Genomic DNA, 21,379 nt, shown 5'->3' with positions numbered 1-21,379 from the left:
GTGTTCATGGTCAGCGCCGACCCATGCCGCCGCCCATGCCACCACCCATGAAGCGGTTCCCACCAGCAGTACCCGAGCGAATGCCCTGCAGGTTCCGCTTGTCCATGAACGGGATGAGCGACTCGGGGAGAATGCGGATCTGCTCCGGCGTGAGCAGGGTGCGAATGCCGGGGGCCACCTGAATGAGGATATCCACGCTCGACTCGCGCGCCTGCCGGTAGCGCCCGTAGGCATCGTCGTGGTTGTACTTGTCGGGCAGGTCGGCGAGGAAGCGCGCCACAGGCGTCCAGATGCTGTCGCTCTTGAGCACGTACAGCCGGTTGAGCGTGGCGAGGCTGTCGGCCTGCTTGCGCGTGAGCTTGAGCGTGTCGGCCTGCTGGAGGATCTGCTGCATGGGGTTGATGAGCCCCACGCTCGCCGTCTGTCGCAGCTGCTGCAGGCTGGGCTTGTTGCCGGGGCGCGAACGGCCGCGATCGAGCTGCTGCAGCAGCTGCTGCTGCTCACGCGTGGGGCCGAGGTCCCACCCCATTTGCATCGTGAAGGTCACCGGCGCCGACCGCTGCGTCGTCTGGCTGGGACGCGTCGAGCCGAAGCGTTCGTTCACTTCGTACTTGTAGCGGTTCGCCACCGGATCGAAGCCGCGCACGAACAGCAGCGCCCCGTTGCTCTGCGGATTCACGAACGCGCCCCACCCCTTGAGCCCCGCCTCGCCGTTGATGAGGCGATCGATACCGTTGAGCGGATTGGCGACCTGGAAGGAGAGGTTGGCACGCTGCGGCAGGCCAAGCTTCAGCGAGTTGAACGAGATGTTCAGGTTCCCCGTCATCGACCAGGGGCCCTCACACGAATTGCGTGCCGCAAACCGGCCGAGCTGGTTGCGCAGGCACGCCGTGGCCTCACGCGTGCCGGTGGCAAGGAAGTTCTCGAGCCCCGCCCTGAGCTGGGGGTCGGACACTGCCGCCGGGTCGAAGATGAACGCGCGATCGTTCCCGTAGCTGTCGCCGTTCACGTCCTGATTGACCGTGGGCGTGTAGAAGATGCCCGAGCGGAAATTGCCGAACCACGAGATGCGCACCGCGTCCCACGCATTGTAGCTGAGCGAGTACTGGATCTGGTGCCGCGAGAAGTTGGCGCCGCGTGACCACTCGATACCCACCGGCGTGTCGACCGTGCTGTTGAAGCCGAGGAACTGCTCGCGGACATCGGCCAGCACGTACGAGAGACTCCAGCTCCAGCGGGTGTTGAACACGAACGGGCGCAGCGACGCCGTGACCTGCCGGCTCTCCGACTCCAGGTCGGAGGTTTGCGCGGTCACGCGACCGTACTGCTGAAAGAGGCGCGCCTCACGCCAGGCCACCTGACCCGTAGCCGGCACGATGGCGGTGGGCGTGACGTAGACGGGGCGGTTGGCTTCGTCGGCCAGCGAGAAGCGCTGCCGGTTGGGGAAGTTGATGTCGATACCGCCCTGCTGCCGCTGATTGCGCGAGAAGGTCGCGTCCACCGAGAAGTTGAAGCGATTGCGGAGAATGGGCCCCTGCCAGCCGAGGTTTCCGCGCAGCGAGCGCTGGGCGTAGAAGTCGGGGAGGAACAGGGTGACGTTGGGTGCGCTGTTGGAGAACACCGTCCCGTTGGTCCCGTCGGCGCAGGTGCGGGGAATGTTGTTCACGTCGGCCGCATACGACGTCCAATCGGGAAACGGCGTGGCCGCCCCCACGCACGTAAGCTGCTGCAACCCGCTCGGCAGCCCCGTGTTGTCGATCGCGTTGGAAATGAGCTGCGTGCCGGGCGTGTTCTGGAAGAGCCCCACCCCGCCGCGGATGACGGCGCGTGGCGCGCGGATCATGCCGGGGAGCAACGCCATCTGGTCGGCCTGCCCCACGGTCCACGAGAAACCGAGACGCGGGCTCACGTAAATGCGATTCGGCACCGCGGCGTTGTCGTAGCCGAACTTGTCGATCACGTCGGCGTTGCTCTGCGGGCCCATGTTGAAGTGATTCCCGTCTACCCGCACGCCGTACTGCACCTGGAGATCGTTGGTGGGACGCCAGGCGTCACCCAGCGACACAGCGCCCACATACTGGCTCCCCACGCGGGTGCGCGGCGAGAGCAGCCGCGTGAACGACGCGGGGCGGTTTGCCTGCAGGTCGGCCAGCGTATTGTAGCCGAACGACCCGAACTCGTTGAAGTTGAACAGCGACGAGAACTCGTCACGCCGCAGCTCCGTGGTGAGCTTCACGCGGTGGCGATTGTCGCTCGAGAACCACGACAGCGTATTGTTGCCGGCCAGCGAGCTGTTGCCGTTGGCATTGTTCAGCGCCGTGCTGCCGCCGAACTGCAGGTTGGTCACCGAGGCGGAACCGTCGGCGAACTGCGAGTTGACGCGCACATTCCCCGACGGCAGGAAGAAGAACGGGTCACCATCGCTGCGGCTCATGCTGTAGCCGATGGTGGTTTCCGAGAAGATCCCCTTCCACCCCAGCAGCCCACTGTGGCGCGCCTGGGCCGACCCGCCCCAGTTGGTGCGCGTGCCGTCGCGCGATGGCGTGATGAGGCTGGTGCCGCCGCCACCGAACCCGCCGAACCCACCGAAGCCGCCGCCGCCACCCACGGGTGACGTGCGGTTGAAGTTCCCCGACAGCGTGAAGGAGTAGGTGCTGCCGCGGGAAGAGTTCTGCGGCACCCAGTCGAAGCTGTTGAGCGTGTTGATGCGCGTGTTGATGCGCTGCGGATCGTAGCCGGGCACCGTCACCGGCACCTGCTCGGAGCCGAGGATGTCGATGAGTCGCGCAACCGAGTCGGCCGACACGCCAGCCGCAGCGAACCCGGCGTCGTTGCTGTTGATGAGCGTCTGCAGATCCTGCAGGCGGCGATCGAACTGGAACGAGGTGTTGTAGAACATCTGATCCGGCTTGATCGGCCCCGACGCCGAGCCGCCCAGCGACATGTTCGTGTACTGCTGACCGGTGGCTACGCCGATGCGATCGGTCCACTGCAGCTGGGGCGAGATGAAGTTGCCACTCAGGCGACGGGTCACGAAGTTGGACCCCGCGCGCGTGCGCACCTGCAACTGCCCGCCGGAGAAGCCCCCGCGCGACACGTCGTAGGGCGACGTGTTGAGCGACGACATGACGTTCGCGTCGCGGGGCAGCTGCGCGTCGCCGAAGTTGAGCCCGTTGAGCTGCGTATTGTTCTGGTCGCCACCGAGACCGAAGACCGAGAAGGCGTCGGCCGCGCCGTCGGCCCCCATGAGCAGCTGCACCCCCGGAATCGCCGACGCCATGGCCGCGAGGTCCCCCAGCTGCTCGGCGTTGAGAAAGCCCGCGGTTTCGTCGCTCACGCTGCGTTCCGTCCCACCCACGTCGGACACCGTATCGCTGCGCGAGGCGGCGACCCGCTCCGTGACCTGCACGGCGTCGAGCGTGATGGTCGCTGGTGCCATCCGCGCGTCGGCGATGAGGATTTCCTGGTCGGCCGTGCGCTTGACCTGATACCGCCGGGGCGCCAGGCCGATGCCCGAAAAGGTGACCCAGTAGTCCCCTTCGCCACCCGGGAACGAAATGGTGTAGCGCCCCTGCGCATTGGTGCGCGCCGTACGGCTGACGTTGCCTGACAGCGTCATGGCCGTGACGAGCACGTTGGGAATGGGGAGCGTGTCGGTCCCGAGCACGCGTCCGCGAATGATATCGACTTGCTGCGCCAAGGCGGACGCGGCACTGCCCGCAAGGGCAAGGCACACCGTCAACGCACACAGGGCGCGCCGGAGAACAGGCGAGGAAAGGGTCACGACGATTGGACGAGAGGATCCCGGCGTTCGTTAAGCCGGATCGTTGCCGCAGCTGCACGGGATGACAACCCGCCTCTCAGGTAAATGCGGGAGTCGGTCGTTTCGTTGTGTCGGGCGTGAATGACGCCGGCCGTGTCGAATGATGACAGGTGCGTGACGGGGGCCCTGCATATCTTTAGCACCATGGAAATCCTGCGCGATCCGCTCTGGAACAACATCCGCCTCGACCCGTTGGCGCTGGCGCTGCTCGAAACCCCGGTCATGCAACGGCTGCGCTATGTGCGGCAGCTGGGGCTGGCCTTCCTGGTGTATCCGGGAGCAACTCATTCGAGATTCGAACACGCACTGGGCGCGTGGCATCTGGCGGGTATGGCGCTGCGCCTGCTCGACGAACGTGGCGCGCTGCACGGCATCACTCTACGGGAGCAGCAGGTGGTGCGCGCGGCCGCGCTGCTGCACGACGTGGGGCATTACCCGTTCTCCCATGCGCTCGAGGAGATCGGCGTCACCGATCACGAAGAGGTCGCCCGCCCACTCGTCACCGATGGCGTAATTGGCGATTGCCTGCGTACGCACCTCGGGGGGTACGCCCCACAGGAGGTGTTCGCCCTCATCACCGGACGTAGCACACACCCGCTGCAGGGCCTCATCTCCGGATCCATCGACCTCGACAAGATCGAGTACCTCAAGCGTGACGCGACCATGTGTGGTGTCCCGTACGGTGAGATCGATGTGGACCGGCTGCTCAATTCGCTGGTGCTGGTGTCGCTGCCGGGGCAGGGTCCGGCCATCGGCGTACACGAGAAGGGGCTCTCCGCGCTCGAGTCGCTCCTGTTCGCCAAGTATCAGATGTATCGCAACGTGTACTGGCACCACGCGGTGCGCAGTGCCACGGCCATGTACAAGCGGCTGGTGGCCGTGGCCATCGATACCGGCGCCGTGGCGGCCGACAGCGTGGCGCGCTTCACCGACGAAGGGCTGCTGGTGCATCTCGACACGCCCGCTCTGGTGCCGGAGGCGCGTGGCCTGTTGGACGCCATCCGCATCCGACGTCTGCACAAGCGGGCCTACGAATGCCCCGCCGCTACGCTGGGCGAGGATGTCGGGGAGTGGATTGCCTCCGACTATCGTCTGACCCGCCGGGTGGAAGATGCCTTGGCCGCTGAACTGGGACTGGCGTCGGGCGCGGTGCTGCTCGACTACCCCGCCAAGACGCAGATGCTGGGGGTGGACATTCCCATGCAACGGCGCGACGGTCGCGTGGTGCAGCTGACCGCCGATGGGTGGGAGGGCGCGCTCAATCTGCCGCGCCTGAGTGACGAGCTCTACCGCAGTGCGCGGCGCCTGCGGGTCTTCACGGCCAACCGCGCGCCGGTGCCGGAACGTGGGGTCCTGGCGGTCCTTCGCATGGATGCCGGCGACGTGACCCGGCGGCTCGATACGGGACAGCCGCTCCTGGGCTGACCCGCCTGCATTCTGCGCCGACCTTCCCCTGACCGGGGAGCCGGACTGGTCAGCTGGCGGCGCTGCCGCGGTCGCAGTGGACGCGGCCGGCGGCCGCTGCCTCGAGCATCTCCACGGTCTCGCGGGCAATGGCCGCGCCCTGATCCTTGGCGTAGAAGGCGCGGATCCCGGCGTGCACCGAGTCCAGCGGCGCGCGCTTCCGCTCAGCTGACGACCACTCGCGCAGGGCCCGGGGCTGCTCGACAATGCAGCCGCGCTCGCGCCCCTCGGCGTCGAGCAGCACGAAGGTGGGCGTGGCCACGCGGCCGTCGAGCGACCGGTGCTGCTCCTGCACCGGCCGGCCGGCCGTCGGCAGCACGATGCGCAGGTCCACGCCAGCCTGGGAGGCGAGACGCGCGACGTACGGCACGGTATTCATCGAATCCCCGCAGGCGTCGACCGCCACCACCAGCAGCTTCCAGCTTCCCCCCGCTGCCCGCGCGCGCTGCACGAGGGCGTCGTCCACCTGCGCACTATCGGCCAGCCGCAGCCACCCGTCCCGGCGCGCCTTCGTTGCGGCAACGAAATCGGCGAACGACTGTCCGCTGGCGTGCAGGGCGGCCAGCGTGCTGTCGGCGTAGGCCGGGACGGGCCACGCCTCAGGCGCCGCCTCAGGCGCCGGACGTACGCGCGATGCCGAGGCTCCGCATGGCACCAGGCCGGAACCAGCGCCGCCATTGGCGACCGCAAAGGGGGCCGGAAACGCCCGCAGCGGGGCGGTCGGCGCCAGCACCGCGCCGCCCAGGAGGGCAATCGCACAGCGACGGAATGAGCTCATGGCAGCGATCCGGAGGAGGGGGAGGGGGAGGGAGAGGCCGCGTCACCGGGGCGCGCCTGTCGGTGGGCGTCGGCCAGTTTTCGACCGATGCCGCGATAGAACGCGGCGTCGAGCGGCTTTCCATCAGACTCGAGCGACAGTGCGCACCGCTCGAGCGCGTACAGCAGGTTGCCGAGATACAGGTCGGCCAACCCGCCGACCGTCTCGTCAGCCAAGGACCGCGGGCATTTCGCCCGTCGCGATGCCGGTGACCTTCACTACCTGCACCACGATGGCCGTGATGTTGTCCAGACCGCCACGCCGATTCGCTTCGGTGATCATGGCGTCCACCATGCGTCCCGGCGTCTGCCTGGATTCGAGGATCTTCTTGAGTTGCGGGTCCTCGACCATGCCCGTGAGTCCGTCGGAGGCGACCAGATAGAGATCGCCAATCTGCAGCTCGCCGGTGAGCACGTCGGCCTCGACCACGGCGTTGGCGCCAACGCAACGTGTGATGACGTTGCTGTAGGGGTGGTAGCGCGCCTGCTCGGGGGTCAGGAAACCGGCATCGACCTGCTCCTGCACGTACGAGTGGTCCTTCGTGATCTGCCGGAGCTGGCCGTCGCGCAGCAGATACACGCGCGAATCGCCGATATGGCCGATGATGAACCGACCCTGCCCCATGAGCAGGCAGGACGCCGTGGTGCCCATGCCCTGCTTGTCGGCTTCCTGAATGGTGCGCTCGTAGATGGCGCGATTGGCGCTCTTGAGCGCGTCGGCCATGCGCGACCCGGCGCCGCCCGTCGTCAGGTCACGAACGTCGGAGAGATCCCGCGCGACAATCTGGACCGCCATCTCGCTGGCCACTTCACCAGCGGCGTGTCCCCCCATGCCATCGGCCACGATGAAGAGCCCGCGCTCCTGATCGGCGTCCGCATAGAGACTGTCTTCATTGCCTGCCCGAATGCGTCCGACATCGGTACCGGCGGCGACAGATAGCTGCACGTGGGTGGGGTGTTCGTCCGGAGAGGAAGTACTGGGAACTCAGCAGCCGCCCCCCAAGGAGCAGGACGGCCACAGGCGAAGCTACCCGACAGTCGCGTCGGTTGGCAAGCGTGTCCCTTGGGCTGAGGGCAAGTTTGCCAGCGCATCGTCGCCGGCCTGCAGCCGGAACAGGCGCTCGTAGGTGCCGCCGGCCTCGATCAGCGAGCGGTGCGTGCCACGCTCGATCACTTCGCCGTGGTGCAGCACGAGGATCTCGTCGGCATCGGTGATGGTGCTGAGTCGGTGCGCAATGGCAATGGTCGTGCGCCCCCGCATCAACGCGCGTACCGCCTCCTGGATGTCGGCCTCCACGCGCGAATCCACCGCGCTGGTGGCTTCGTCGAGCAGCAGGACCGCGGGATCAGCCGCAATAGCGCGGGCGAAGGCGAGCAACTGCCGCTCCCCCACGCTCACGCCGGCCCCTCGCTCTCCCAGCACATGCCCCCAGCCCCCCGGCAGCCGGTCGATCACACGGTCGGCCCCCACCCGCGCCGCCGCCCGACGGACCTCCGCTTCACCGAGCGGCGCCGACAGGCGCACATTGGTGAGCACGTCGCCGGCGAAGAGGAAGATGTCCTGCTGGACATAGGCCATGAGGGAACGGAGCACGTCCAGCGGCAACTGCCGGACGTCCTCCCCATTCACCAGAATGCGCCCGCGCTGGGGTTCGTAGTAGCGCAGCAGGAGGTTCACGATGGTACTCTTGCCGGCCCCCGTGTGCCCCACGAGCGCCAGCGACTGGCCGGGTCCCACCGTGAAGGAGACATCGCGCAGTACCCAGGGGACGTTGTCGCCCGTCTCCGGTGCCCTGTGCGGTTCCCCCGCCGGCTCCCCGACCGGCTCCCTCACCGATTCTCCGACCGGTTCGTCGGACGGCGTGGCGGTACCGTAGGCAAACCAGACGTGCTCGAACTGCACGGTCACCCCCTGGCTGGCCATGGCGCGCACCCGGACCTCCCGGTCCGGAGAGGGGGCGTGGCCGGCCGTGCCCGGGGTATCGAGCAGCCCGAAGAGTCGCTCCGACGCCGCCATGGCCGCCTGCAGGATGTTGTACTTCTCCGACAGATCCTGGAGGGGCTGGAAGAAGCGGCGCACGAGCTGGAGAAAGGCCGCCACGGTCCCCACGGTCACCCGCTGGCCCGCGACTTCGCCGGCGGCGGTCACGAGCAGACTGGCCAGCGCCAGCGTGGTGAGGAACTCGATGACCGGGAAATACAGCGCGTACACGGTGATCGAGCGGAGCTGCGCGTCGAGGTGCCCGTCGTTGAGCCGGGCGAATCGCTGCGCCTCGCTGTGCTCGCGACCGAAGAGCTGAATGAGCCGCATGCCGGACAGTCGCTCGCCGAGATAGGCGTTCACCTGCGCCACCCGCGCCCGGATCTCGCGGTAGGTCTCCCGCACGTGCCGCTGGAAGACGCGGGAGGTGAGCAGCACCAGAGGAATCACCACGAAGGCGGCAACCGCCAGGCGCCAGTCCACGACCAGCATGACCACGCTGATGGCCACCAGCGTGAACAGATCTCCCACCCCCGATACCACGCCGGAGGTGAACAGCTCGTTCAGCGCCTCCACGTCGCTGGTGACACGCGTGACGAGCCGCCCCACGGGCGTCCGGTCGAAGTAGGCGATGGGCAGCCGCTGCACATGCGCAAAGAGCTCCGCCCGCAGGTCGCGCATCACGCGCTGCCCGAGCAACGCGGTGAACAGCGTCTCGCCGTACGAGGCGGCAAACTGCAGGACGAGCAGGGCGGCAAAGCCGCCGGCCACCTGCACCACCAGCATGCGGTCGCGCGCGGGCCACGCCACGTCGATGACCCAGCGCGTCAGGATAGGCGCGGCCAGCTGCAGCGCCGCCGCCACCCCGATGCACCCGAGGGCCGCCGCCGCGAGGGCCCGATACGGGCGCACGTAGCGCAGGAGGCGCCGTACCAGCCGCGCGTCGTAGGCCGCGCCCAGGGCGTCGTCGTCGGGGTGGGCGGAAGCAGGGGCGGCAGCCATGACCCGCGCAATCTAGCAGGCCCCCGCCCTCGCCCCGCCGCCCCCCTTTGCGCGAGCCAATAGCTTTCACGGATGAAGGACAAGATCCGCATCCGTGGCGCACGGCAGCACAACCTCAAGGGATTCGACCTCGAGTTGCCCCGACGCGCCATCACCGTCATCACCGGGGTCTCGGGGTCCGGGAAGTCGTCGCTGGCCTTCGACACGCTCTATGCCGAAGGACAACGCCGGTACGTGGAGTCACTCTCCGCCTATGCGCGCCAGTTCCTCGAGCGCATGGAGAAGCCGGCGGTGGACGGGGTGGACGGCATGTCGCCGGCGGTGGCGATCGAGCAGAAGAACCCCACCCGCACGTCCCGTTCGACGGTGGGCACCGCCACAGAGATCTACGATTATCTGCGCCTGCTCTGGGCACGCGTTGGCCGTACGTATTGCCGCATCTGCGACCGTGAGCTGCGCCCCGACACGGTGCAATCCGTTACCGACCTGGTGCTGGCCCTGCCCGCCGGCACGCGCTTCATGGTGGCCTGCCCGCTCGTGCGCTCCTCGCAGGTCACGCACGCCGTCATCGCCGAAAATCTGCGGGCCCGCGGGTTCGTGCGGGTTGCCGTGGGCGAGGTGGTGCACCACCTCGACGACGTGACAGCGGACACGCTCGACCTGTCCGCCACCCCCGACGTCCATGTCGTGATCGACCGGCTGCGCATCGAGGCGGCGGCGGCCGGCCGCATTGCCGAAGCCGTCCAGACGGCGTTTCTCGAGGGCGACGGCGACGCGGTCCTGCTGTTCCCGGAACCGGTGCTGCCACCACCAGTGCTGCAGGCGGCCCCCGCCGGGCACCCGGTAACCCGGATGGCCTTCACCGAACGCTTCGAGTGCGCGAACGACGGCACCCGCGCCCCGGCCCCCACGCCGCAGCTCTTTTCCTTCAACAACCCGCGCGGGGCCTGCGCCACGTGCAACGGCTTTGGCGCCACGCTCGACTACGACGAGAAACTCATCGTTCCCAATCCGGATCGCTCCGTTCGCGACGGGGCGATCGATCCCTGGACGGCGCCGCGCTACGAGAAGCAGCGCCGGCTGGTCGTCGATCAGGTTCGCGCGCTTGGCGCTTCGCCCGATGCTCCGTGGAAATCGCTCCCCGCCAAGGTGCGGCGCGACCTGCTCCACGGCGCCACGCGGCAGTACACCGGGATCTATCCGTTCCTCAAGGCGCTCGAGGACAAGCGCTACAAGCAGTACATCCGCATCTTCCTGCGCAAATACCAGAGCGCGCAGGACTGCGCCACCTGCGGCGGCACCAAGCTGCAGGCCGACGCCCTGCAGGTGCGCATCGGGGGGCGCACCATTGCCGACGTGACGCGCCTGCCGGTGCGCGATCTCCGGCGGTGGCTCGATGAGCTGACGCTCACCGGCAGCGCTGCGCACATCGCGGAGACCGTGCTGCGCGAGGCGCGCGCGCGTGTGCGCTTCCTGGCCGACGTGGGGCTCACCTATCTCACGCTCGATCGCGCGACGCGCACCCTCAGCGGCGGCGAGGCCCAGCGCATTACGCTCTCGAACGCGTTGGGGGCCGCCCTGGTCGACACCACCTACGTGCTGGACGAACCCAGCATCGGGCTGCACCCGCGCGATCTCGACCGGCTGCTCTCGCTGCTCGTGCGGCTCCGTGACCTCGGCAATACCGTGGTGATGGTGGAGCATGACCTCGAAGCCATGCGCATTGCCGATTTCATGGTGGAAATGGGGCCCGCAGCCGGTGAACAGGGCGGCCAGGTGGTGTTTGCCGGCCCCATGGCCGACGTCGCCAGCAGCCCACTCACCGGGCAGTACCTCACGGGCGCGCGACGCATTGACGTCCCCGCGGCGCGACGCACGCTCGGCCCGCGCTGGCTCGCGCTGCGCGGTGCGCGCGCGCACAATGTGCACGGCGTGGACGTGCGCATCCCGCTGGGCGCCCTGACGGTGGTGACCGGTGTGTCGGGGTCGGGGAAGAGTACGCTCGTGCACGATGTGCTCTTTCACGCCATCGAATCGCGGCTGCATGGTGAGCACTCCGCGAAGGAGCATCTCGGCGAGACCGTTGGCGACTTCGTCTCACTCTCGGGCGACGAGCACCTCGACGATGTGGTGCTGGTGGATCAGAGCCCCATTGGCAAATCGCCGCGCTCCAACCCGGTTACCTACGTGAAGGCGTACGACGAGATCCGGCGACTGTTCAGCGAGACCCCGCTGGCGCGCACCCGCGGCTACGGCGCGGGGCACTTTTCGTTCAACGTGGCCGGTGGCCGCTGCGAGCATTGCGAGGGCGCCGGCGCGATCGAGGTGGAGATGGTGTTCATGGCCGACGTGTTCGTGCCGTGCGATGCGTGCGGGGGCAAGCGGTTCAAGCCCGAGGTTCTCGAGGTCCGGCTGCGCGGCCGCAGTATCGCCGACGTGCTCGAGCTCACCGTCGACGAAGCGATCCGCTTTTTCCCGCGCGAGGATAAGCTGGCGCAGGCGCTGTGGCACGTGCAGCAGGTTGGGCTGGGGTATCTACGGCTGGGCCAGCCGGCCACCACCCTGTCCGGCGGCGAGGCGCAACGGCTCAAAATTGCGCGCGAACTGGCGCTCACCGCGAAGGGCTCGGCCCGCAAGCTCTACGTCCTCGATGAGCCCACCACCGGGTTGCATCTGGAGGATATCCGGAAGCTGGCGCAGGTGTTCGAGCGGCTGCTCGACCAGGGGCACACGCTCCTGCTCATCGAGCACAATCTCGACGTGATCAAGCTGGCCGACTGGATCATCGACATGGGCCCCGACGGCGGGGATGGCGGCGGTCAGGTGGTGGCCATGGGACGGCCGGAAGCGATCGCCGCGACGGAGTCCTCGCACACGGGGCGGTGGCTGCAGACCGTGCTTCCCCGGTAGCCCGGGCCGCTTGACTCTGCCCGGCAGGTGGTTGATTATTTGGGGCTCCGGCAACGCAGGTAGCTGTCGGAGAGGTATTCCCGGGTAGCTCAGGTGGTAGAGCAGGTGACTGTTAATCACCCTGTCGGGGGTTCGAGTCCCTCCCCGGGAGCTGTTGAATATCAACGACTTACGAGAACGGCCAGCCTTCTAGGGGCTGGCCGTTTTTCGTTTGGATCTACACGGGTGCTACACCGGATAAAGGGCGAGCCTTCGGCATTCCCCGAGACGCATTGGGCCTCGTGACTCGAGGTCCGACGCGAAATCCCGTTGTATCTGCAAGAGCGACAACGGCGCTGCTTTCCGCCCACGGCTGAACCGCCCCGGGTTTCGAGGTGTGGGTCTCTAAACTCCGTCACGGTATCTCGCTAAAGTCTGTCACACCTGAGCCCTTTCGCCCCACCATAGCGTCGACCCTGGGTAGGTCAGTGCCCCGGGCGGGAGGCGCACGAGGAGGATGCTCAGGATGTTTGGATTGACACGCCGTCCAGTCGATGCTGTACGCGGGCGAGCGGCCCCGTAAGGTCGCGGCCCAGTATCGAATTTCGGTGCGGACCATCTGGGGTGAGCGGAATGTACCGCCCCGGATCCGCCGCCCAGACCATTGCGGGAGCTCCCATACGCAAACAGCGGCGCCGTCTGGAGTGACAGCGCCGCTCAACCGGCTGGATTCCTGCGTTCCACGAGGAGTGACTGACTGGCTCCGGGCGCCTCGGCGCCAGCTCACGTCGATGTCACCCGGAACCGACCTCCTCGCCACCGTCCAACGGTCCCAGTCGCGGTCGGCCGCTCCACCGGACTGGAGGTCGATGCAGGGTCGGAGGCTTGCGCCTCAGGCGTTCCGGCGACGCCGCGCGGCCACGCCAAGCGCGAACAAGCCGGGCGCCAGGAGGGCGTACGTCGAGGGCTCCGGGACCACGACGGATGATTCCCATACGAAGGCGGTGACGGGCCCGGCTATGCAACTCGCCGGCGGCGTAAAATTTCCCGGCGGCGGAGTCGTGCCACACTGCTGTCCGTAGTCGCCAAACGAAGAGAATATCGGAGCGCTGCCGTGCCCGTAGGTCACACCCTGCGCATCTTGCGTGCGAAAGTCCGGTTGACCAGGAGTCCAATTGAATCCGTTTGTCTTGTCCGTGATGGGGGATCCGTTAATCCAGAAGAAACCCGAACCGGGACCATCTGAATAGGCTCCCACCCACGGTCCAAGCAAACCGTTCACGATGCCATCGGGTCTGGGATTACTGTTCAAGAATGCCCCGAGCCACCCGGACACGTCGTTCATTCGGGTCGTGTTGTCCAGCACGGCCAATCTCCCCCCTGGCGTACACCCGGCCGTATTCGCAGCGGTCCACGTCGTTCCGCCGGTGATTCCGTAGAATAGGGTGAACGTGGCGCCGTCGGACGTCCCGAGCACTTGGGAATTCGAAGCACATACGGGGCTGGCGTAACTCGTCGCGGGAAAGGCCGCGAGTGCGGTCGCGACCGCCAGGAAACGCGAGAAACGTGGGATAGTCATGCTTGACGGGGACAAATGGTTGCGCGGACCGTTCGTTGCCTGCCGACCACGCACCGAAATCGAATCCCGGAAGGATAGCGCAGTGGCATGCAAGGGCGACAACGGCAACATACAGTGCAATAGACATACCATGCCTACTGCATGCGCCGCCACCGCGGCCCAACGAGGCGACGGACGACGGAAGCCGCATCGTGGAGGGCATGCACGACAAGAACGTCGCAGACGTCACCGTCGGCCACCATGGCCCGAATGAATCTCGTCTGTTGTGGGGATGCCGCAACACGCTGAGGCATTAGTGCACCACTCTCCGAGGGATAGACCGCCGCACAGGAGGTTCACGTGCGCGTTCTCCTGTTCCAGCGCGCTGCTGGCGACAGTACCGAAGCGCCCGGGCGGGTGCGCCCCGCCGTTGCACGACGACGGTCCCTTCGCCGAGAACGACGCACTGACCACCAGCTTGAGGGACGCTGGCTGTGAATCCGATCTCGAAGACGCCCGACTCACACTGGCTTGGGGGCGACGGTGGCACGTCGGATCGGGGACGAAGGTCGTCCAGCGTGAGCGTCGTGGATGCGGCGCTTCGGGGTACATCCAATTTGGAGTTACCCCGAAAATCGCCTCCCCGCTTGCAGTGCCGGCGGGCCACATGGTCTAGCCCTCAAACCTGATCCAGCAGGACTCACTTGATACGGCGTCGGCGTTGCGCGGGTCGGCCATTCTCACCCGCGCCACCGACGCCGCTGGGCACCGCGGTACTGAGCCGTACGTGGGCGCGCCGGTGGCGACGGGTCACCGGGGCTCGAGCACGGTTACGGCGTCGCCCACCGCGAGCGTCCCCGGACCGGCGTGCGTGGCGTTCACGCCGAACACCACGCCCTCGCTGGTGCGCCGATAGTCGGCGAAGCTGCGCAGCGGCTCCACGCCCTGCGCAAGGGAGTCGGGGTGCACCGTGGTGAGGACGCAGCGGGTACAGAGCGATCCCACGCCGAGCGTCACCTCACCCACGGTTACGCGGCTCCAGCGGTCTTCCTCGTGCGGCTCGAGGTGACTCAGCCACACGTTGGCGCGAAAGCGTCGCCGATCGAGGGGCTCCGACGCCCCCGCCTCGAGGAGCCGCAGATTGAGCGCATCAACGCTCGGCAGCCCCAGCACGAGCAGGGGTGCCCCATCGGTGAAGGCCACGCGCCGGGCCTCGTGCGGCAGCGGGCCGGCGTACTTGCGCTTGAGTGGTCGTGACGCGTCATCGTCAAGATGCACCAGACGACAGGCTCGCCCGATCACGTCGCTGCACCAGTCGGCGGCGTCATCGCCGGCGTCGAGCGCCAGGGTGGCATCCTCCCACACGAACACCGGCCGCGCCATGGCGTCGGCCCCGGGCACCGGCGCCGTGAGGGTCGTGTGTCGCGGGGCGTCCAGCAGCAGGGCACCATCACGATCGGCGGTGGCAAAACGCGGCGTGATGTGCAGCAGCGCATGGCACTCGCGCGCCGTAATGGCCTGCCCTCCCCCATCCACGAGCAGCCACCGCCGATCTCCCACGGCGCCGCGGTCGTCGAGCGGCATCTGCTCCACCGCGATCCCGGCGGCCGACTTGAGCGGGTACACGGTGAGTCCGGCAACACGGGGCGTGGACATCGTCATACGGCAGGCGCTCCTCAGCGGGAAAGAAGACCGGTGGACGAAAGCCGAGCCGCAGGGCGGCCACCAGCGCGGCTCTGGGGCCAAACTGCCCCGTATACATTTCCTTCGCTACCCGCGTACCCCGGAATTCACCAGCCCGCCCTCATGCTTCGATTGCCCCCGCGAGGCCGCCGCCTTGTGCCGCTCGCGTCCGCCCTGCTGCTCGCATTGCCGGGACTGGGCGCTGGCGCCCAGAAGGCGCCCGCCATCCCGCACGAAAAGTTCACCCTGCCCAACGGCCTCGAAGTCATTCTGCACGTGGACCGATCGGTGCCGATCGTCACCGTGGAGAACTTCTACAAGGTCGGCTCGGGCGACGAGAAGCCGGGGCGCACCGGCTTCGCGCACCTGTTCGAGCACGTGATGTTCATGGGCTCGCAGAACGTCCCTGTGGGCAAGTTCGACGAGTGGCTCGAGGCCGCGGGGGCGAGCAACAACGGCTCCACCAACTTCGACCGCACGAACTACTACGAAACCGGTCCGTCGAACGCGCTGCCACTCATGCTCTGGCTCGACGCCGACCGCATGGGATGGCTGCTCCCCACCATGGACCAGGCCAAGCTGGACCTGCAGCGCGATGTGGTGAAGAATGAGCGGCGCCAGGGCGTGGACAACGCCCCCTACGGCAAGGCCGATGAAACGATCCTGCCCGTGCTCTTTCCCACGGGGCATCCGTACTCGTGGGACGTGATCGGTTCCATGGACGACCTCAGCGCCGCCGCGCTCGACGACGTGAAGGACTTCTTCCGCCGATACTACGCGCCGGACAATGCCACCATCACCATCGCCGGGGACTTCGACCCCGACTCGGCGAAGGTGTGGGTCCGGAAGTACTTCGGCCAGATTCCCCGCAGTACCTCGCCCATCACCCGGCCCACGGCCCCGGCAATCACACGCACGCGCGACACGGTGCTGGTACTCGAGGACCGCGTACAGCTGCCCCGGCTCTACTACACGTGGCACGGTGTGAAGGCGTTCAGCACGGATGACGCTGCGCTCGATGCCGTGGCCGACGTGATCGCGGGTGGCAAGAGTTCGCGGCTGTACCGCACGCTGGTGTACGAGAAGCAGCTGGCACAGGACGTCCGCATGAGCAACCAGTCGCAGAAGCTCGATGGCATGATCCAGCTGGTGGTCACGGCGCGTCCGGACGTCACGCCACAGGAGATCGACGCCGAGATCACGCGGTCCCTCAACGCCCTGATCGCCGACGGTCCCAGCGAGCGGGAACTCACCCGCGTCAAGAACGGCATGCGCGCCAGCATGCTCGATGGCCTCTCGAACGTGGCCAGCAAGGCGTTCCGCCTGAGCTACTACAACTATCTCACCGGGCAGCCGGACTATCTCGCGCAGGACCTCGCGCGCTACGATGCGCTGACGCCGGCCATGGTGCAGCGCGCAGCCCGGACCTACCTGGCCGGCACCCCGCGTGTGGTGCTTACCATCGTGCCGGAGGGGAAGCGCTCGGTCGCCCTGACGGCCGCCACGCTCGGAGGAATCAAGTGATGCGCCGACTCATCATCACCACCATGGCCACGGCGGTCGCGGTCGGCGTACGGCCCGCGTTTGCCGGTGCGCAGCAGGCGGCCAGCAGCACGCCCCCCACGCTCGCCGCGCCCACGCCGCTCAGGCTCCCCGCCATGATCGAGCGCACGCTACCCAACGGTCTGCGGCTCGTGATCGTGGAGCACCGCGAGCTGCCGGTGGTCGATGCACAGCTCGTGATCCGCACCGGCAGCGAGGCCGATCCCGCCGGCAAGGCGGGGCTGGCGACGCTCACGGCGAACCTGCTCGACGAGGGGGCCGGCGCGCGCGACGCCCTGGCTCTGGCCGACGAGATCGGCTTTCTGGCCATCCGCGTGGGCACGTTCGCCGGATTGGAGCAAAGCACCGTCTCGCTGCATACCACGCGCGCCACCCTCGACAGCGCGATGGCCGTGATGGCCGACGTGGTGCGGCGCCCAACCTTCCCCGAGAAGGAGTTCACGCGCCTGCGCAGTGAGCGCCAAACCGCGCTGCTGCAGGAACAGGATCGCGGTCCTGCCATGGCCGATCGGGCCTACGCGTCGCTGGTGTTCGGTGAGCAGCACCCGTACGGACGAAGCCCGAACGGTGTGCAGGAAACGGTGGAGGCCATCACGCTCGACGACGCGAAACAGTTCTGGGCGCGGTGGTATCGGCCAAACAACGCCACGCTCGTGCTCGTTGGCGACCTTACCGTTGCCGAGGCCGAGGCGCTGGCGCTTCGTGCGTTCGGCAACTGGGAGCGCGCCACGCTCCCACCCGCCCCGGTGTACGCCGCCAACCGCACGGCGCCCCGCCCCACCACCGTCTACGTGGTGGACAAGCCCAAGGCGGCCCAGTCGAGCTTCCGCATCGGCGGCATCGGCGTCGCGCGCCGCACGCCCGACTACTACCCGTTGCAGGTGATGAACACCGCCCTCGGCGGTTCGTTCACCTCGCGGCTCAACAACAATCTTCGGGAGGTGAAGGGATACACCTACGGCGCCGGGTCGTCGTTCGCGATGCGGCGGGAACGCGGCCCCTTCACGGCGCGCGCCGAGGTGGTCTCGGCCAAGACCGACTCGGCGCTGATTGAGTTCATGAAGGAGCTGGGCAGCATCCGGAAGCCGATGCCGGCAGCCGAACTGGAGAAGGTGAAGCGCTATCTCCGCCTCGGGTACGCCGACGGGTTCGAGAGCACCGGCGACATCGCCGCCCAGGTGGCGAACCTCGTGCCGTACGGCCTTCCGCTGTCCACCCTCGGCGCGTTCGACGCGGGGATCGCGAAGGTCACGACGGCCGACGTGCAGCGGGTGGCCGCGCAGTACCTCGATCCGTCCAAGCTCACCATCGTGATCACCGGCGACCGCGCGACGATCGAGCCCGCCCTCAAGGCCACGAAGATCGCGCCGGTCGAGGTGCGTGACGCCCGCGGCCGCCCGGTTATCGTGCCGTGACCTCCCTCAACCGAGTCTCATTCCCGATGCTTCGTTCTGCTCGACGGTCTGTCCTGTTGCTTGCTGCTTCCCTGGTCGCGTCCGCCTGTCGGCAGACACCGGCCACCCGCCCGTCCCCCGCCAACGCCCGAGCGGCCGATGCCGCGCCGATGCTCGTGTCCACGGCGTGGGTGGCCGAGCATGCGGCCGATCGCGACCTCGTCGTGCTGCACGTGGGCACCAAGGCGCAGTACGACAGCGGCCATGTGGCCGGCAGCCGCCATGTGTCGCTCGAAGACATTGCCCTCCCACAGGTGCAAGGCGGGCTCTCGCTGCAGATGGCCGGTACGGAGCAGCTCACGGCGTGGGCGGTGCGCAATGGCATCGGCGACCGGACCCGCGTGGTGGTGGTACCGCATGACTTCAACCTGCAGAGCGCCACCCGCGTGTTCTTCACCCTGTCGTATCTGGGCGCCGGTGATCGCACGTCACTCATGGACGGCGGCTACCAGGCGTGGAAGGGCGAGCAGCGCGCCGTCAGCACCGCCGCGCCGAGTACCGTGGCCCCGGTGACCTTCACCCCGCGCGTGCGCCCCGAACTCATCGCGGTGGTGGGGCAGGTGGAATCGGCCACCCAGGACCGCTCGCGTTTCCTCGTCGACGCGCGGCTCACCCGCTTCTACAACGGTGACGGCGGCGGCTACCCGCGCCCGGGACACATTCCCACGGCCGTGAACATCCCGATCTCCAGCGTCAGCGTGAACGGCTTCCTCCGCCCGCGCGCCGAACTGGAGGCGCTGTTCGCGGCGCAGCAGGTGGATCGCAGCAAGCCGGTCATTACTTACTGCCATATCGGTCAGCAGGCCACGCTGCTCTGGTTCGTGGCTACGCTGCTGCAGCGCGACGCGCGCATGTACGACGGATCGTTCCAGGAGTGGAGTGGCAGCACGCGCCCCATTGTGGCGCCCGGTGGCAAGGAATAGGCGCGGGGCGGCCCCTTCCGGGTGAGGGTACTTTTCCCCTGTCCCCTCACTCCGGAGACCGCGTGACCCCTGCTGCTCCCACACCGCTCGTCGGTGTGGTCATGGGCAGCGCGAGCGACTTCGACACGCTCGCGCCGGCCTGCGACATCCTGGCCGAACTTGGCATTCCGTACGAGGCGCGCGTTGTGTCGGCGCATCGCACGCCCGACTGGCTCTTCGAGTACGCCGAGCAGGCGGGAGCGCGTGGGCTGCGGGCCATCATTGCCGGTGCCGGAGGGGCGGCGCATCTCCCCGGCATGCTGGCGGCCAAGACGTTGGTGCCCGTGCTGGGGGTGCCGGTGGTGGCCACCCCGCTCAACGGCATGGACGCCCTGCTCAGCATCGTGCAGATGCCGGCCGGCGTGCCGGTGGCCACGTTCGCGGTGGGCAAGCCGGGAGCGGCCAACGCCGCCCTGTTCGCCGCGCAGCTGCTCGCCGCGCACGACGAGGCGCTCCTCGCGCGTCTTGCCGACCGTCGCGCGGCCAAGGCCGCCGAAGCGCTCGCCCGTCCGCTGGACGCCCCCAACGCCATTCGCCCCGCCGCCACGTGACCGTTACCGTCGCACCCTCGCCCATCCTTCCGGGCGCCACCATCGGTTTTCTGGGCGGGGGACAGCTGGGGCGCATGACGGCCTTCGCCGCGCGCTCGATGGGCTATGACATCCAGGTGCTCGACCCGGAGGCGGCCTGCGCCACGCGTCCGGTGGCGTCACGCACGATCACCGCGAAGTACGACGATGTGGAGGCCGCCATTTCCCTCGCCTCCGAGTGCGACGTCGTGACGCTGGAGATCGAGCAGATCCATCCCGACGTGCTCGATGCCGTGGCGGCACGCTGTGCACTGCGCCCGGGGCGCGAGCCCGTCTACATCATTCAGGATCGCATCCGCCAGAAGCAGTGGCTCGCGGCGCAGGGGTTTCCGCTGGGTAACTTCGTGGCCGCCACCCAGGCCAGCGACATTGCCGATGCGGTCAGTACCTTCGGCCCGTGCATCGCGAAGAGTACGCACGGTGGCTACGACGGGCGCGGACAGGTGCGCCTGCGCGAAGCGGCGCAGGGCGCGGATGCCTGGGACGCCCTCGGCGCCCGCGCGTGCCTCGTGGAGCAGATGGTGGACATCCACTACGAAATTTCGGTCCTGGTGGCCCGCTCGCCGAGTGGCGCGGTGGCGGTGTACCCGCCGTCACGCAACCACCACACGAGCGGTGTGCTCACCTGGGCGGTGGTCCCGGCGGTGATCAGCGACGACATGACCGCACGCGCCCAGTCGCTCGCCAAGGCTGTGGCGGAGCGCATCGGGATCGTGGGGCTGCTGGCGGTGGAGTGTTTCGTGACCACCACGGGCGAACTGCTGGTGAATGAGCTCGCCCCGCGTCCCCACAATACGTATCACCACAGCGAACGGGGCGTGGCCACCAGCCAGTTCGAGCAGCTCGTGCGCGCCATCTGCGACCTGCCGCTCGGCGCCACCGATGTCTTCGCGCCATCCGCGATTGCCAACCTGCTGGGCGACGTGTGGCTGCAGGAATCGGCGCCCAACATCTCGCACGCGCTCGCCATTCCCGGTACCCGCCTCCACCTGTACGGGAAGGCCGGGGCCCGCGCCGGCCGCAAGATGGGCCACCTCTCGGCGATCGGCGCCGATGCACAGGATGCGCTGGGTCGCGTGCTGGAGTGCTATCGTCGACTGTCACCAGGCACCGTGGCCAGCTTCGATGTGCACGAACCGGTGCTTGCCCACGTGACCTCCTGACTTCGCCCCGCTGTACGGAACCCTCTGCTCTAGCGCCCGGTTAACTGCACATGTTTCCACGCGACTTCTACGAGATCCTGCACATCATTGGCATCGCCATGCTATTCCTGGCGATTGGCGGCGTTGCCACCCATGCCGCCAACGGCGGCACGAAGGCCCAGAGCCAGACGCGCGGCCTCATGAGCAGCATGCACGGCATCGGCGCGCTGCTCATCCTGGTTGGTGGCTTCGGCATGCTGGCGCGCATCGGCTTTCAGCACGGCAGCAACTTCCCCGGCTGGCTCTGGGTGAAGATCATCGTCTGGCTCGTGCTCAGCGCCATCGTGCTGCTGCCGTATCGCAAGCCGGCGCTCGCCCGGCCGTTCATTTTCCTGCTGCCGCTGCTGGCGGGAGTGGCCGTGTACATGGCGCTCTACAAGCCGTTCTGACGG

At 67.9% G+C, this 21,379-nt stretch carries 15 protein-coding genes and 1 tRNA gene; 9 read left to right on the top strand and 7 right to left on the bottom strand.

All coding sequences use genetic code 11. The annotated features are described in order from the left end of the window. Positions 1-10 precede the first annotated feature (10 nt). Entirely contained in the window at positions 11-3,784 is a 3,774-nt protein-coding gene (locus O9271_RS02820; RefSeq protein WP_298266008.1) for a TonB-dependent receptor, read from the bottom strand. A 183-nt stretch (positions 3,785-3,967) separates the two neighbouring features. Between O9271_RS02820 and O9271_RS02815 the strand changes: the two genes are divergently transcribed. Further along, positions 3,968-5,248 (top strand): HD domain-containing protein, encoded by a 1,281-nt coding sequence (locus tag O9271_RS02815; protein WP_298266007.1) that lies wholly within the window; start codon positions 3,968-3,970, stop codon positions 5,246-5,248. 49 nt (positions 5,249-5,297) lie between these two features. On the opposite strand, the gene O9271_RS02810 is transcribed toward O9271_RS02815, so the two are convergent. From O9271_RS02810 to O9271_RS02795, 4 genes are all read right to left on the bottom strand, one after another. Beyond that, entirely contained in the window at positions 5,298-6,065 is a 768-nt protein-coding gene (locus tag O9271_RS02810) for a thioredoxin family protein (protein ID WP_298266005.1), read from the bottom strand. Further along, positions 6,062-6,280: a hypothetical protein gene (locus tag O9271_RS02805; protein ID WP_298266003.1), complete on the bottom strand. Its 219-nt coding sequence runs from the start codon at positions 6,278-6,280 to the stop codon at positions 6,062-6,064. Before O9271_RS02805 ends, O9271_RS02810 begins: the two co-directional genes overlap by 4 nt. Continuing rightward, positions 6,273-7,049: a Stp1/IreP family PP2C-type Ser/Thr phosphatase gene (locus tag O9271_RS02800; RefSeq protein WP_298266002.1), complete on the bottom strand. Its 777-nt coding sequence runs from the start codon at positions 7,047-7,049 to the stop codon at positions 6,273-6,275. The genes O9271_RS02805 and O9271_RS02800 overlap by 8 nt, the downstream gene beginning before the upstream one ends. Before the next feature lie 81 nt (positions 7,050-7,130). Then, positions 7,131-9,086 carry an ABC transporter ATP-binding protein gene (locus O9271_RS02795; RefSeq protein ID WP_298266000.1) on the bottom strand — a complete coding sequence of 652 codons (1,956 nt, stop codon included), beginning with the start codon at positions 9,084-9,086 and terminating at the stop codon, positions 7,131-7,133. A 72-nt stretch (positions 9,087-9,158) separates the two neighbouring features. Here O9271_RS02795 and uvrA point away from each other — a divergent pair, with 72 nt between their 5' ends. Both uvrA and O9271_RS02785 read left to right on the top strand, forming a co-directional pair. After that, positions 9,159-11,996 (top strand): excinuclease ABC subunit UvrA, encoded by a 2,838-nt coding sequence (gene uvrA / locus O9271_RS02790; protein ID WP_298265998.1) that lies wholly within the window; start codon positions 9,159-9,161, stop codon positions 11,994-11,996. A gap of 78 nt (positions 11,997-12,074) precedes the next feature. Then, positions 12,075-12,147: transfer RNA gene (locus tag O9271_RS02785), tRNA-Asn, on the top strand. Positions 12,148-12,867: 720 nt separating this feature from the next. Here the strand turns inward: O9271_RS02785 and O9271_RS18435 are convergent. Both O9271_RS18435 and O9271_RS02780 read right to left on the bottom strand, forming a co-directional pair. Beyond that, positions 12,868-13,320 (bottom strand): PEP-CTERM sorting domain-containing protein, encoded by a 453-nt coding sequence (locus O9271_RS18435; RefSeq protein ID WP_343213865.1) that lies wholly within the window; start codon positions 13,318-13,320, stop codon positions 12,868-12,870. A gap of 1,023 nt (positions 13,321-14,343) precedes the next feature. Further along, positions 14,344-15,195 (bottom strand): MOSC N-terminal beta barrel domain-containing protein, encoded by an 852-nt coding sequence (locus O9271_RS02780; protein WP_298265996.1) that lies wholly within the window; start codon positions 15,193-15,195, stop codon positions 14,344-14,346. Positions 15,196-15,372: 177 nt separating this feature from the next. On the opposite strand from O9271_RS02780, the gene O9271_RS02775 reads away from it, so the two are divergent. From O9271_RS02775 to O9271_RS02750, 6 genes are all read left to right on the top strand, one after another. Continuing rightward, a complete protein-coding gene (locus tag O9271_RS02775) occupies positions 15,373-16,740 on the top strand; it encodes a pitrilysin family protein (RefSeq protein WP_298265993.1) in 1,368 nt (455 codons plus the stop codon). Then, a complete protein-coding gene (locus tag O9271_RS02770; protein WP_298265991.1) occupies positions 16,740-18,194 on the top strand; it encodes a pitrilysin family protein in 1,455 nt (484 codons plus the stop codon). The genes O9271_RS02775 and O9271_RS02770 overlap by 1 nt, the downstream gene beginning before the upstream one ends. 26 nt (positions 18,195-18,220) lie before the next feature. Beyond that, entirely contained in the window at positions 18,221-19,156 is a 936-nt protein-coding gene (locus O9271_RS02765; protein ID WP_298265989.1) for a rhodanese-like domain-containing protein, read from the top strand. A gap of 101 nt (positions 19,157-19,257) precedes the next feature. Then, positions 19,258-19,746, top strand: a complete 489-nt coding sequence (gene purE / locus O9271_RS02760; protein WP_298266283.1) for a 5-(carboxyamino)imidazole ribonucleotide mutase — start codon at positions 19,258-19,260, stop codon at positions 19,744-19,746. Next, a complete protein-coding gene (gene purK, locus O9271_RS02755) occupies positions 19,743-20,948 on the top strand; it encodes a 5-(carboxyamino)imidazole ribonucleotide synthase (protein ID WP_298265987.1) in 1,206 nt (401 codons plus the stop codon). Before purE ends, purK begins: the two co-directional genes overlap by 4 nt. 50 nt (positions 20,949-20,998) lie before the next feature. Then, positions 20,999-21,376 (top strand): hypothetical protein, encoded by a 378-nt coding sequence (locus O9271_RS02750; protein ID WP_298265985.1) that lies wholly within the window; start codon positions 20,999-21,001, stop codon positions 21,374-21,376. Positions 21,377-21,379: the final 3 nt, after the last annotated feature.

The sequence above is a fragment of the Gemmatimonas sp. genome, from assembly GCF_027531815.1.
GTDB lineage: Bacteria > Gemmatimonadota > Gemmatimonadetes > Gemmatimonadales > Gemmatimonadaceae > Gemmatimonas.
This window is presented reverse-complemented; position numbering and strand designations above follow the sequence as displayed.

What these genes read in the sequence shown, in the direction of transcription:
- O9271_RS02815 (WP_298266007.1), top strand. Translation starts at nt 3,968, where the DNA reads ATGGAAATCCTGCGCGATCCGCTCTGGAACAACATCCGCCTCGACCCG.
- O9271_RS02795 (WP_298266000.1), bottom strand. Translation starts at nt 9,086, where the DNA reads ATGGCTGCCGCCCCTGCTTCCGCCCACCCCGACGACGACGCCCTGGGC.
- O9271_RS02750 (WP_298265985.1), top strand. Translation starts at nt 20,999, where the DNA reads ATGTTTCCACGCGACTTCTACGAGATCCTGCACATCATTGGCATCGCC.
- O9271_RS02770 (WP_298265991.1), top strand. Translation starts at nt 16,740, where the DNA reads ATGCGCCGACTCATCATCACCACCATGGCCACGGCGGTCGCGGTCGGC.
- O9271_RS02810 (WP_298266005.1), bottom strand. Translation starts at nt 6,065, where the DNA reads ATGAGCTCATTCCGTCGCTGTGCGATTGCCCTCCTGGGCGGCGCGGTG.
- O9271_RS18435 (WP_343213865.1), bottom strand. Translation starts at nt 13,320, where the DNA reads ATGAACGACGTGTCCGGGTGGCTCGGGGCATTCTTGAACAGTAATCCC.
- O9271_RS02780 (WP_298265996.1), bottom strand. Translation starts at nt 15,195, where the DNA reads ATGACGATGTCCACGCCCCGTGTTGCCGGACTCACCGTGTACCCGCTC.
- O9271_RS02765 (WP_298265989.1), top strand. Translation starts at nt 18,221, where the DNA reads ATGCTTCGTTCTGCTCGACGGTCTGTCCTGTTGCTTGCTGCTTCCCTG.
- purE (WP_298266283.1), top strand. Translation starts at nt 19,258, where the DNA reads ATGGGCAGCGCGAGCGACTTCGACACGCTCGCGCCGGCCTGCGACATC.
- uvrA (WP_298265998.1), top strand. Translation starts at nt 9,159, where the DNA reads ATGAAGGACAAGATCCGCATCCGTGGCGCACGGCAGCACAACCTCAAG.